The sequence below is a fragment of the Bradyrhizobium sp. SZCCHNR1017 genome, assembly GCF_032381375.1.
In the GTDB taxonomy this organism is placed as follows: domain Bacteria; phylum Pseudomonadota; class Alphaproteobacteria; order Rhizobiales; family Xanthobacteraceae; genus Bradyrhizobium.
In genome coordinates, this window is sequence record NZ_JAUHIR010000001.1 from 537,551 (window position 1) to 550,469 (window position 12,919).

The 12,919-nt window shown below is 65.1% G+C and carries 7 protein-coding genes, 1 tRNA gene and 1 pseudogene; 5 read left to right on the forward strand and 4 right to left on the reverse strand.

Annotated elements, in window-relative coordinates:
* Positions 1-67 precede the first annotated feature (67 nt).
* On the reverse strand, positions 68-1,408 hold the full coding sequence (locus tag QW863_RS02635; RefSeq protein ID WP_315711956.1) for an ABC transporter substrate-binding protein: 1,341 nt from the start codon (positions 1,406-1,408) through the stop codon (positions 68-70).
* Between the two features lie 469 nt (positions 1,409-1,877).
* Between QW863_RS02635 and QW863_RS02640 the strand changes: the two genes are divergently transcribed.
* Positions 1,878-2,522, forward strand: coding sequence for a Spy/CpxP family protein refolding chaperone (locus QW863_RS02640; protein WP_315712622.1), 645 nt, complete (start codon positions 1,878-1,880; stop codon positions 2,520-2,522).
* Positions 2,523-2,879: 357 nt separating this feature from the next.
* Entirely contained in the window at positions 2,880-4,211 is a 1,332-nt protein-coding gene (locus QW863_RS02645; RefSeq protein ID WP_315711954.1) for a hypothetical protein, read from the forward strand.
* A gap of 603 nt (positions 4,212-4,814) precedes the next feature.
* On the opposite strand, the gene QW863_RS02650 is transcribed toward QW863_RS02645, so the two are convergent.
* A tRNA-Ser gene (locus QW863_RS02650) sits at positions 4,815-4,904 on the reverse strand.
* Positions 4,905-5,243: 339 nt separating this feature from the next.
* On the opposite strand from QW863_RS02650, the gene QW863_RS02655 reads away from it, so the two are divergent.
* Both QW863_RS02655 and QW863_RS35980 read left to right on the forward strand, forming a co-directional pair.
* The gene (locus QW863_RS02655) at positions 5,244-5,498 is read left to right on the forward strand and encodes a hypothetical protein (protein ID WP_315711953.1); all 255 of its coding nucleotides are present in this window, start codon (positions 5,244-5,246) and stop codon (positions 5,496-5,498) included.
* Positions 5,499-6,098: 600 nt separating this feature from the next.
* A pseudogene (locus tag QW863_RS35980) lies at positions 6,099-6,392 on the forward strand (septal ring lytic transglycosylase RlpA family protein); the annotation flags it as partial.
* Positions 6,393-6,541: 149 nt separating this feature from the next.
* Here the strand turns inward: QW863_RS35980 and QW863_RS35985 are convergent.
* Positions 6,542-6,628, reverse strand: a complete 87-nt coding sequence (locus QW863_RS35985) for an LEPR-XLL domain-containing protein (RefSeq protein ID WP_409977884.1) — start codon at positions 6,626-6,628, stop codon at positions 6,542-6,544.
* Between the two features lie 200 nt (positions 6,629-6,828).
* Entirely contained in the window at positions 6,829-11,259 is a 4,431-nt protein-coding gene (locus QW863_RS02665; RefSeq protein ID WP_315711951.1) for an IPT/TIG domain-containing protein, read from the reverse strand.
* A 1,002-nt stretch (positions 11,260-12,261) separates the two neighbouring features.
* Between QW863_RS02665 and QW863_RS02670 the strand changes: the two genes are divergently transcribed.
* Positions 12,262-12,804 (forward strand): phage tail protein, encoded by a 543-nt coding sequence (locus QW863_RS02670; RefSeq protein ID WP_315711950.1) that lies wholly within the window; start codon positions 12,262-12,264, stop codon positions 12,802-12,804.
* Positions 12,805-12,919: the final 115 nt, after the last annotated feature.

The following is a 12,919-nucleotide window of genomic DNA, read 5'->3' on the forward strand; positions in this document are numbered from 1 at the left end:
CACTGACAAGGTGAAAGGGGGCGGCCCGCCTGCTGAAGCGGACCGCCGGCGTTGCTTCGAGCATGCCTCAGCTGCGCATGAAGCCCTCGCACTCGCCTTCGGCCCAGGCGAGGGTCGATTCCATCTTCTCGCCCTGGGCGTAGCGCAGGCACATCTTGGTCATCGTCGCCTGCGCATAGATCTGCTGCGCGATCTTGGGCGGAGCAGGGGAGGCTGCGATCGACAGCGTCTGGTGATTATAGGGGTTGGGATAGTGATAGAGGGTCCCCTTCGGCGGTCCCTCCTCCTGCCACACCTTGAGCGTCGTCAGCTTCTGATAGGCCGGCAGATCGTAGCCGCCGCTCGCCACCACCATCTTCTCGATCGATGACGGCTTCGACAGGTGCACGATCAGGCTCTTGGCCGCCTCCTTGTTCTTGGAGAACGACCAGATGCTCCAGAAGTAGGGCAGGAACGGCGCGAAGCGGCCCTTGGGGCCGGCCGGGAAGCCGTGAGTCCAGCACTGCTCGGCGATCTGCGGCGCGTCGCGCTTGGCCACCGCCCAGGCGCTCGGCGGATTCATGATCATCGCGCCCCTGCCCGAGACCAGCCATTTGTTGTTCGATGCGTCGTCCCACGAGGCGACATCCGGCGGCAGCGCCGCGATCAGCCGCTTGTAGAACTCGAGCGCCTGGCGCACGGCATCCGTCTTCACCGTGACATCGCCCTTGGCGTTGACGAGATCCGCGCCGAACGCCTGGAAGAACGCGCCGGCGGAGTCCACGCTGTCGGTGGTTTCGCCAAGCCCGATGCCGAACGGCACGCCAGCCTTATGGCAGGCCTCCGCCGCTTTCAGGAAGGTCTCCGTGGTCCAATTGTCGGCCTTCGGTGGAGATCCGGCCGGATACATCTCCTGCACGTCGATGCCCGCATGCTTCTTCATCAGATCGATGCGGGAGCAGGGACCCTTGATCTGACTGCCGACGCAGGCCGGCACGGCGAGCCATTTGCCGCCGGACTGTCCGAGATATTTGACGGTGCCGTTGACCTCGCCGTTCTCCTGGATGATCGGCTCCATGATGTCGTTGACCGGCTCCAGCAGTTCCGCATGCGCATGCGGCCACCAGGTCGGCATGGCGATCAGATCGTGGCCGGACTTCGCGGCGCCCTCGGCGGCGATCGTCAGCTCGATCTTCTTGCCCTGGCTGGTGATGTAGTCGATCTGAACCTCGACCTTCTCCTTGGCGGCCCACTCGTTGACGAGATCGGTCGAAGCCTGGTTGGCGCCCGGAACCCAATGGTCCCAGAAGCCGATCGAGAGCTTGCCGGCGGCGTGGGCGCCACGCACATAGGGCGCGGCAATCATGACCGCCGAGGTGGCAGCGGTCGCAGCAACGAATTGTCGGCGGTTCAGCTTCCTCCGTGACATGGCGTTCCCTCCCTGGTGAGCCAAGCATTCTGTCGATGCGAATCCGATTTGTTAGTTGTTGCGTCGCGTCATGCGCGCATGGATTTCGCTTGGATGCAATCAGAGCAGAATTGCGAGCGGCTGTCGAGAAAGCCGGTGAGGCGAATCCTAGAACTAATGGCGTGCACATTTCGTCGCAGGTTCCGCAACTGATTGCATCGCAGTGCTGAGCGTTGCAGTGCAAAGCGCGTCTCGGCCGAGCAGGAAGCCGAGAGGAACCAGTGCAGCTGGGCACGTCCGATGCATCGCGCCGCGTGCGGCAGATGGACTTGCGCGTTGCGGCAACGGTAGAATTCGTTGGAATCATGGTCGTCACGACCAGCGACTGCGCACGGAGCCTGAACTGATGATGATGAGCCCCGGCATCTGGCGCCGGTCTTTCCGGTGCATCGCAATAGGAGTGTCAATAGGCCTCATTGGCCTTGTGGGCCTGCCGCGTCAGCCTGCCGCGCAGGGCCTGTTCAAGGGCGTCGAGCAGGGTGCGCGCGAAGGCAACAGGGCGGCGGGCCCGGTCGGCGGTGTGCTCGGCGGCGCGATCGGCGGTGTCGTCGGCGTGGTCACCGGCGTGACCGGGGCGTTCACCGGCAACAGCGGCCAGCAGAGTGCGCAGCCCGAGGCGCCGCCGGCCGAGGGCAGGAAGGCGAAGCCTTCCAAGGCGACGAAGACGAGCAAGGTCGCCAAGGCGACGCCGATGCTGACGCAGCCGGGCGCCCCGCAACTCACGGCCGACCAGATCGTCGCCAACAGCGATAGCAATATCGAGCGCCTGAAGACCGGGCTGAACCTGACGGAAGAGCAGGCGAAGAACTGGGGTCCGTTCGCCAACGCGATGCACGCGCTCGGCCGCAACGGCGCGGATCGACTCGAGCTGCGCATCGCGCGGTCGAAGCGCGATCCGCCGGACGACATCGTCGAGCAGATGCGCAACGAGGCTCAGTTCCTGGTCGATCGCGCCGCCGACCAGCGCGCGGTGGCCGACACATCGGAACCGCTGTTCACCAGCCTCGACGACAAGCAGAAGCAGATCTTCATCGACGAGATGGTGCGCCTGAGTCGCGAGCGCGGGCTGGACTAGCTCAACGGAGTTGGCGTCGTCGCGGCCGTGCCCGTTGGCAGCAGCGGCGTGCCGTGACGCATGACCACCGCACTCGCGCCGCATCGCGGTGTATTAATACCCTCAAATGGCCATTGGTCGCGCGGCATGCACATTTTTCGGGCACGAGCGGGCGCGGCTCGCGCAACGTGCCGGCCAACATCGCTGCCTCTGCAACCGAATTGCGATGCAGTTTGATGTACATTGCAATTGTATTACATGGAGAGCCGGAGCCGGCAGGGCGGTCTTCGCAGGCGTGCTGAATCGCAGCAGCGATCGGGCGGCTAACGATCAGCAGGCCGTTCGGCTCGATTTCTTGGAGGATTATTGTTGTCGAGAGTGCGACTGCGCCGGTGGATCGAGAACCGGTTGGGGATTGACACCGCCAGCACCGAAAGCCGCCTCGATGCGGATGTGAAACGCTTCGTCGATGCGCTGCAAGCGGAGTTGATCGCCGCGAAGGACGAGTCCGAGCGGTACAGGCGCATCACGGAAGAAAGGGGCGTGATCATGGGCCGCCTGCGCGACGAGCGCGACGGCTATAGGCTGGAGTGGGAGGCGGCGTCCGCGGAGCTTCGCCGGCTGGCGCGTAAGCGCCTGGCCGTGGTCTCGGACAATGGAGCGACGCGCCCCTCCGGCAATGGCCGCGACGCGGCCCTGAGGAATTCTCCGCCTTCCACGCTGCGGGTGCTGTGCGTCGGCACCGGCCGGGACGGCACGACGTCGCTGACGCGGATGATGCAGGAGGTGTTCGACAACCAGGGCAACGGCGACAGGGCCGTGCACGAATGGGCGTCGAGCGAGCTCAATGAGCTGTTCTGCCAGCTCAAGGAAACCAACGATCCCAGCTTCGCGGATCAGATTCGTCAGACGATCCTCGATTGCCCCCATGCTTGCGTCGTCGGCAACGGCTACGCGGCCGTGCTGCCGATCATCGCCGAGCTCCTCGGCGATCAGGTCACGCTGGTGCATCTGCGCCGGCGTGACCGCGCGGCATGCATCGCAAGTCTGGTGGAGAATGCCGAGCTGTCGCCGCAGAACCACCTCTACTACGCCGACTCGCCGGCCGCGCAGCGCAAGCGTCCGACCGCTTTCCACTTCGGAGAGATGTCGAAGCAGCAATGGATGGATCTGTCGCTGGCCGAGAAGTTCGGCTGGTACTACGACAAGACCCACGCCTTGATCGAACGCTACAAGAGCCTGTTCCCGAACACGCTCTCCGTCGATACCGAGGACCTCAACGCGGACAGCGTGCGCCTCGCGCTGGCCCAAGCGGCCGGCAGTGCCGAGGCGCCGCGCGCCTTCCACGTCAACCGGTTCGTCGATCTGCGCCATGTACCGCCCGATCGCCGCAGCTTCGTGCAGCGGCTCCTCGGCCAGCTCGACGTCCAGAAGCTCGCCCATGACGACCTGTACGGGCTGCGGCAGGTGCTCAACGAGATGATCTATCATCTCTCGCATTTTCCCGACGCGGCGCCGGGCGCGGTGGATGAGCTGCGCTGGACGCTGACTGAGATGCACGGCCTTCTCGACAGCCGCATCCGCGACGTTCGCGAACTGATGGAGCGGGTCGGCGTGACGCCCGAGACCGCCGGCGCTGTGAACGGCCACCGCGCGCCGCAGGCAAGCCCTGGAGCGCACCCTGGTCGTTGGCCAGGCGCCCGGCTCTGAGCACGGGGAGGCGGCGGGCGCCTCGCCAGCGTTGCGCAGCCAGCCGGTCCATCGCACGCACTGCGATCAGCAACAAGTTCGGGGACGTGGAAGAGGACGAGATCGTCGCAAAGCTGATCTGAGAACGACCCGCCGGCTCCGCACCGGCGGGTTTAGTGTTTGGCCCGGACTACGCCCTAGTCGAACGCCTCTGGTTTGGTTTTTCCAGTCCCTTCGCACTTTGGACACTCACGATAGGGCTCGTTTTTCTTGCCCCATCGAACCGGCCGCATTTCCACGTGATAGCCTTTGCCCGCGCAAGCTTCGCATTGTGTCATGCCAACTCACCTCCTCTCGAAGCCCATGGTTGGGCCGCGGGGGCGAGTGCATCCCCTTATGCAATCGGCAACAACGCACCCGGTCAAAGCATCGCGCTTGGCATCCGGACAGCTTCAAGGAATGGCCGAGCGCGAGCCTTTGCCCTCGACAGGACCGCCAAGCACAAGGACAGCCAGAGCAGGGCAGTCAGCAGGACAAGGCCGAAAGCAATCCTGAGCGCATTGTGCCTTGGATTGCGCGCTGGAAGCCTAAGCGCTCTGCAAATTATTGATTTTATTGATGTCTTGGCGGAAGGGGTGGGATTCGAACCCACGGTACCCTTGCGGGCACGCCGGTTTTCAAGACCGGTGCCTTAAACCACTCGGCCACCCTTCCATCCGGCGTCGTGTCCGGGACGTCGGTGACGTCCACGCCACGGCGGCGCGGTATCGACGCGATCCTTGTTTAGGGTGCGGGCTTGCGGCTCGTCAACGGCGCATTCACGCCTGCCCGGACGGCCTCAGCTCAAAGCCCGCGCTCACCTGAGCGCAAAAGCCATCAGGCCGGAGCACAAGATTGCCGTGCTCAGCGCTGCCAGGGCGAGAAAGCTCCCCGAGAGCAAGTCTTGGTGTCGCAACGCTTGATGTCGTAAATCTTGGTGTCGCATGGGCCACCTGCTGCGGCTGCGCTACCGGTCCGATCTCGCACCGGCCGGAGAAAACCGAGGGCCGGGCGATGAGCGGTCTGGATGATCTGCTGGTCGAAACTGCCAGCTTCAGGGATGCTCCTGAAGTGTCGTTATTGAAGCGGACGCAAACATCGACGCGGACGAGAGCCGACCATGGCGTCGGCTGTCCGATCCGTCCGGACTCAGGCCCGCGAGCGGACGCCTTCAAACGCATGAGCAAGGAAGATCCCGGCGCCAACCAAGCCCATCACTGCCGTCATTGCTTCGATCATAGCGAACACACCCTGTTGCGCCCCACGTGAAGCAAACGACGTGCAGCCCTGCACAGTCAAAATGATTCAGGTCCCGGGAAATGAGAACACTCGTAGGTGAGGATTTCACGCAACATATGTGTCCAAAAAGGTGCACTCGCAACACGGAGGCACAGCGGAGGTGCACGCCTGGGCGGCCACCGTCCACGTCACAACCGCAGGAAAGCTCCGGTTAACCACGGCGGGGCCCACCCCATTTCCGCCGTCTTCGGGTTGCGTTATCCTTGTGCATTGAGTTGCGGGGATGCGACTCGGGGACAAGCCGGGACGCGCGGGCCTGACGGGATGGCTCGGCTGCGACCGGCACATTGGTAATTGGGGTCGATGGGGATTGGTCAAACAGATCCGGTCGAGAGAGCGGTGCGCAGTGCCGTCGCCGTCCTCGCCTGCCTGATGGTCGCGAACTGCGCCTCGTCCAACAAGTTCGCCAGCAAGGTCGATCCGAAATACGGCGTGTCGTCGAGCCCGCGCGTCGTCGGATTCGGCGAGCCGGTGCCGAAGGGCGGTGGCGTCTACCGCATCGGCAAGCCCTATACCGTCGCCGGCAAGACCTATGTTCCCGAGGAGGACACCAACTATCGCGCCGAGGGCATGGCCTCCTGGTATGGCGATGATTTTCACGGCCGGCTGACAGCCAATGGCGAGGTCTTCGACATGACGTCGCTGACGGCCGCCCATCCGACGCTGCCGCTGCCGAGCTACGCCCGCGTCACCAATCTCGCCAACGGCAAATCGCTCATCGTCCGCATCAATGATCGCGGCCCGTACCACGGCAACCGGCTGATCGACGTCTCCAACAAGGCGGCCGATCTGCTCGAGTTCAAGGGCAACGGCGTCGCCCGCGTCCGCGTCGAATATGTCGGCCGCGCCCCTCTCGAAGGGTCCGACGATACCCAACTGATGGCAACCCTGCGCACCGGCATCCCGGCGCCGGCGCCTTCTCTCGTCCGCGTCGCCTCCGCCCGGCCGTTCGTTCCCGAGATCGGCTCAGGCCGCCCGATTCGCGGCGAGGTCCCGCTGCCCGAGGGGCGTCCCTACACGCTCGGCAACGGTTCGGCCGACATGGCTTCGATGGCGGCGACCTCGGAAATGTCGGCGTCGAGCAGGACACGGGGCCGCAACCTCGAGAACCCGCGCGCCGTGTCCTATGACCAGGACGGCCGCTACGTCTCGCAAGGCAGGGCAGAGCCGAACGACGGCGCCAACGAGGCGCGCGACATCATGAGCGGCCGCGGCCTGTACTGAACTCCGCCAAGCACGGCTTGTTCACGTGAACCGCCCCCATGCCGGGGCGGTTTTGATTCCGGCGATCAACACAGCTCTATTGGGCCGAGAACGGCACGCGCGCTCTCGCCGAGTAGGTCCAGACGCGGGTGCTGCCGCCGATGCCGCCCAACTCGGCGCCGAGCCCGAGACTGGCGCCGCCCTGAGTCCTGATGCCGAGACCGCCCGTGGCGCGGGCCGACCAGCCCTGCAGCAGCGGGGTCGATGCCAGACCGGTGCCGCCGTCGGCGAGCGTGTTGGCATCCTGCTTGTTGAAGTAATAGTCGCCATACATGCCGACAAAGGGCGTCAGCACGATGCCGCTGTCGAACCAGGCCACCGGGTAGGCGGCTCTCAGGCCACCGGAGGCGCGGCCGCTGGCGAAGTCATTGGTGCCCTGCCGGGTACCGAGCGAATCGGTATACGCATTCTGGTGCTCCCACAGCGCGTAGACCTTGGCCGAGGGCTCGAGCAGGAAGCCGTAGGCCTTGTACATGCCCGTCAGTCCCGTCGACGCCATCCAGCGCTCGCCGTTGAAATTGCCCTGCGCCGTCCCGGCCGTGCCGTTATAGCCGATGCCGGAATAAGCGACCGTCGCATCGTAGCGGAGTGTCGGCAAGATCTTCCAGCCGAGATAGGCGCCAACCGTCCAGCCGTCTCCCTTGAGCTTCCCGTTGATATCCTGCTCGGTATAGCTGAAGGTCTCATAGCCGCCGAGCACGCCGATCAGGACATTTGGCGTCGCCTTGTAGGTCAACCCCATCAGCGCGTTGATCTGCTGGCCGTAGAGCGAGGTTTGGCTTGCCTGAGTGACGCCGAACGTGCTCGTCGTGCTCCAACGGTCGATGTTCGTGCCACGCACATCGGCCCAGAGCAGCCATTGCTTGTCCTCGTGCCATTTTCGCAACGCCTTCTTCGGTGTCTGCTGGTCGATCGCTGCGAACGCATTGTCGATGCGCGACCGGCCACGGGCGGATCTGCCATCCGGGCCGGGGTTTCCGCCACGGTCTGTAAAGGCATCGCTGCCCGGATTGGCAGAGCTCGGGGCCGCCGCGGCGTCGTCCTGGTCCCGCGGGTCAGCCGAGAAGTTGAAGCGCATGCGGCCGTTGCTGGGCGTCACGAACGCGCCGCCATCATTGAAGCCATCAGCGATGGCATCGTCGATCGCCCCGGAAATGGCCTGGCCTGAGTTCTGAGCCACCATCTTGGTGACGTTGAGCTGCAACGCGCGAAGCCTGACGCTGTCGAGCGGAACGTTCACGGTCTGCGCAAGGCCGGGCGAGGTGCTCGCCGCAAAGGTTGGGCTGCCGGTATAGCTTGCGATGATGGTGTGGCTGCCCACCGCAAGCGCGGATGTGGTGAAGGCCGCAACGCCGCCGCTCAGCGTCGCGGTCCCGATCGGCGTGCCGTTGTCGCTGAACGTGACCGTGCCCGCCGGCGTTCCACCAGACCCTGTGACCGTTGCCGTGAACGTCACGGGTTGACCGCCCTGGCTCGGGTTCTGCGACGAGCTCAGGGTTGTCTGCGTCGTCGCCGACAAATAGGTGAACCGGTCCGCGACTGAGGTCGCGGACGCCTGCCCGTTGTTGGTCACGGTCACATCGACCGCCCCGGTGCCGGGGGGCGAGGTGGCCGTCATCGAGGTCGCGGAATTGACGGTGTAGCTCGCCGCATTGACGGCGCCGAACTTCACGCCTCCCGCGCCGGTGGTGCCGGCGAAGCCGGTGCCGGTGATGGTGACCGTGGTGCCGCCGGCTGCGGGGCCTGACGTCGGCGAGATCGATGTCACGGTGGGCGCGCCGATATAGGTGAACTGGTCAGCCGCCGAGGCCGCCGAGGTGCCGCCGGCGGTGGTGACCCTGATGTCGACGGTGCCGGTCCCCGCTGGCGATGTCGCGGTGATCGATGTGGCCGAGTTGACCGTGAAGCCGGTCGCGGCGATGGCGCCGAAATTCACCGCGGTCGCCCCGGTGAAGCCGGTGCCGGTGATGGTGACCGAGGTGCCGCCGATCCCAGGTCCGGAGGTTGGTGCGACCGAGGTGACGGTCGGAGCTGTCGTATAGGTGAATTGATCGGCCGCAGAGGTGGCCGAAGTGCCGCCCGCGGTGGTCACCCTCACATCGACCGTGCCGGTGCCGGCGGGCGCGGTCGCGGTGATCGAGGTGGCCGAGTTGACCGTGAAGCCGGTCGCCGGCGTCGCACCGAAATTAACCGCCGTGGCTCCCGTGAAGCCGGTGCCGGTGAGGGTCACGGAAGTGCCCCCCGCCAACGGCCCGGCAGTCGGCGCGATAGACGTCACGGTCGGTACCGGCGAGTAGGTAAACTGGTCGGCCGCCGACGTCGCCGAGGTGCCGCTCGGGGTGGTCACGCGGACGTCGACGGTGCCGGTCCCCGCCGGAGAGGTCGCCGTGATCGAGGTGGCGGAATTGACCGTGAAGCCGGTCGCTGGCGTGGCGCCGAAATTGACCGCGGTCGCCCCGGTGAAGCTGGTGCCGGTGATGGTCACGGAGGTGCCGCCGGCGACAGGCCCGGATGTCGGCGAAATCGATGTCACGGTCGGCGGGCCGATGAAGGTGAACTGATCCGCTGCCGACGTCGCCGAGGTGCCGCCCGCGGTGGTGACGCGGACGTCCACCGTGCCGGTCCCAGCGGGCGAGGTCGCGGTGATCGAGGTGGCCGAGTTGACCGTGAAGCCGGTCGCAGGCGTCGCGCCGAAATTGACCGCGGTGGCGCCGGTGAAGTTCGTGCCTGTGACGGTCACCGTGGTGCCGCCAGCCGCCGGACCTGACGTCGGCGAGATCGAGGTGACGGTCGGTGCGGGGATGTAGGTGAACTGGTCGGCCGCAGAGGTCGCCGAGGTGCCGCCGGCGGTCGTGACGCGCACGTCGACAGTGCCGGTGCCGGCCGGCGAGGTCGCGGTGATCGAGGTCGCCGAGTTGACTGTGAAGCCGGTCGCGGGCGTGGCGCCGAAATTCACTGCCGTTGCGCCGCTGAGGCCGGTGCCGGTGATCGTCACCGCGGTGCCGCCGGCACCAGGGCCCGATGTCGGCGAGATCGAGGTCACCGTCGGTGCGGCTACATAGGTGAACTGGTCAGCGGCACTGGTTGCCGACGTTCCGCCGGCGGTTGTGACGGTCACGTCGACCGTGCCGGTCCCGGCCGGCGACGTTGCCGTGATCGAGGTTGCCGAGTTGACCGTGAAGCCGGTCGCCGGCGTCGCGCCGAAATTGACCGCCGTCGCTCCGCTGAAGCCGGTGCCGGTGATCGTGACTGACGTGCCACCGGTTGTCGGACCTGCGGTCGGCGAGATCGAGGTCACGGTCGGTACCGCGACATAGGTGAATTGATCCGACGCCGATGTGGCCGAGGTGCCGCCTATCGGAATCGTCACCCGGACATCGACCGTACCGGTCCCAGCGGGCGATGTCGCGGTGATCGAGGTGGCCGAATTGACCGTGAAGCCGGTCGCAGGCGTCGCGCCGAAATTGACCGCGGTGGCGCCGGTGAAGTTCGTGCCGGTGATGGTGACCGTCGTGCCGCCGGCCACCGGCCCCGAGGTCGGCGAGATCGAGGTGACGGTCGGTGCGGGGATGTAGGTGAACTGGTCGGCCGCCGAGGTGGCCGAGGTGCCACCGGCGGTCGTGATGCGGACGTCGACTGTGCCCGTTCCCGCTGGCGAAGTCGCGGTGATCGAGGTCGCCGAGTCGACCGTGAAGCCGGTCGCCGGCGTGGCGCCGAAATTGACCGCGGTGGCTCCGCTGAAGTTTGTGCCGGTGATGGTCACCGTGGTGCCGCCGGCGCCGGGGCCCGAGGTCGGCGAGATCGAGGTCACGGTCGGTGCGGGAATGTAGGTGAACTGATCGGCGGCAGACGTTGCCGATGTTCCGCCCACAGTAGTGACGGTCACATCGACGGTGCCGGTCCCGGCCGGCGACGTCGCGGTGATCTGGGTGGCCGAGTTGACCGTGAATCCGGTCGCAGACGTGGCGCCGAAATTGACCGCGGTCGCGCCGGTGAAGCCGGTGCCGGTGATGACGACAGATGTACCGCCGGAGCCGGGGCCTGATGTCGGCGCGATCGACGATACCGTGGGCGCGGCCACATAGGTGTATTGATTCGCCGGCGCCGCCTGGGAGGGGGCGCCATTGGTGACCGTCACATTGACGGTGCCCGCCGACCCGACCGGCGCGACCGCCGTGATCTGGGTGCTGGAGTTGACCACGTAGCTCGTCGCATTGTTCGAACCGAACTTCACGCCGCCGGCGCCCGTGGTCCCCGTGAATCCGGTGCCGGTGATGACGACCGAGTTGCCGCCCGCGGTCGGCCCGGAATTCGGTGACAATGCGGTGACGGAGAGGCTGGGCGTGACGTTCGTGAGCGAGATGGTCAGGCCACTATCGGTGGTGCCGAACGTGCCAGTGCCAACATCAGTCGTCGACGAATAGTTCAGCACGATCGTGTCTGAGGTCGTCGGCGGCGCCGTCGTCATCGTCAGATTATAAGTTACGTAGTAGGCATTGCCGTTATTGGGATCAATCGTCTCTATCGGCGTGATCGTGTAGACGCCCCCATTCGAACCAGCGATCGATGCGGATGTGTCGGATCCGGCCCCCGTAATCGGGAAACCAGTATTTGTGTCGGTTCCGCACGCATTGTACAGGCCGCTGTTGGCGATTCGATTGTATTGTGTGCCCGTTTTCGGCACGAGCGTCGCGCCGGGACCGGTGGCGCCATTGACGCTGAACGTGATCTGCGAGTTCAGCGCAATGCTGGTCGAAACCGTCAATGCTGACACAGCTCCGCAATTGGCGGCCCAGGCATCACTTGCAGAAAAGGATACGAGGCCCACGACTGCCGAGACAACGGCGTAGCACCGCGCGCCTGCTTTGCTAGCAGAGGCTGTCGCATGGGAGGACGGGCGTGCCGGCGGTCTGTCGAGCGAGAAGCCGAAAGCGTGGGCGATTGCGTACCCCATGGCACGGACCACCATCCAGATCCCGGCAGTGAGATTCACGACGCCCCCTCGCGGCCCGTCCTCGAGCTGGACGATGCCGCTGCAAAATCTTTGATTAAAAATTCGACTGTTATCGTGTGTATTAGGTCGTTTACGTGCATTAGGCCGTGACGGTGCGCGGCGAGCAAGCAGGCAGACGATTGTTCCCGGCAAAACCCAGCCATTGCGAGCACTTTTCGACCGTCAGTTGCAGCTCGGCAACAGGGCAGTGTGTGGTGGAACCGCCTAAGTCCGCCGCGCCTTCCGCGGCAGCACATCTTGCGCGGCAGCTGACTTAGCGCTGCTCGTTCCGAGCGACACCGCCAGAAGTTGTTGCTATCTATGACTGCGCGTGCGGGCTTGACTGCGCCGGTTCCGCCCACTAACAATCTTTGCGAGCATATGCGTCGTGACGCACTGCGTTTTTGACCCATCGCGCGTCGATATTCCGCGCTTCAATGACAAGGCGATCCATCGCCTGCTGCAAGAGGGGGGAGCATGCCGTTAGAGCCCATCTTGGGTCAGATCATGCCCTTTGCCGGCACGACGGTGCCGAGAGGGTGGGCGCTGTGCAACGGCGCCCTGCTGGCAATCCAGACCAATCAGGCGCTATTTTCATTGCTCGGGACCTACTACGGTGGTGATGGCGTCAGAACGTTCGCGCTGCCCGACTTGCGCGGCCGTGCGATTCTCGGATCCACCGGCGGCAGCGGCACCTTTCCTGCCGGCATGACCAGCGGCACGGTTTCGGTGACCCTGAACGCACAGCAGCTTCCAAGCCATAACCACATCGTTTTGGCATCGACGGCGCAGGGAACCGGACGAGGCGCTTCGGCGACCAACAATCTGTTCGGCACCAACACGATTCCGCCGTCCGGCCCAAAGTCTATTTTCGTGACCGCAGGCAGCGGCGAGGTGCCGCTGGCGCCGGGCACGAATGTCCTCAATGAAGGCGGCAATCAAGCTCATAACAACATGCAGCCGTACCTGGTCATCAACTACATGATTGCGCTCAACGGCGTCTTTCCGTCTCGCGACTGAGACTTCGACCGCGAAGCGTTCAGCTCCAGCAAACCGCTTCCATGATTGAGCTTTTCCGAACTGCGCTTCGTGAGAGGCGACACGTTCCCGACATTGATTTGCAATCGATACTTGA

Excerpts from the sequence above, each read along its gene's own strand:
- QW863_RS02670 (WP_315711950.1), top strand. The coding sequence starts at position 12,262 with ATGCCGTTAGAGCCCATCTTGGGTCAGATCATGCCCTTTGCCGGCACG.
- QW863_RS02655 (WP_315711953.1), top strand. The coding sequence starts at position 5,244 with ATGAGCGGTCTGGATGATCTGCTGGTCGAAACTGCCAGCTTCAGGGAT.
- QW863_RS02665 (WP_315711951.1), bottom strand. The coding sequence starts at position 11,259 with ATGACGACGGCGCCGCCGACGACCTCAGACACGATCGTGCTGAACTAT.
- QW863_RS02635 (WP_315711956.1), bottom strand. The coding sequence starts at position 1,408 with ATGTCACGGAGGAAGCTGAACCGCCGACAATTCGTTGCTGCGACCGCT.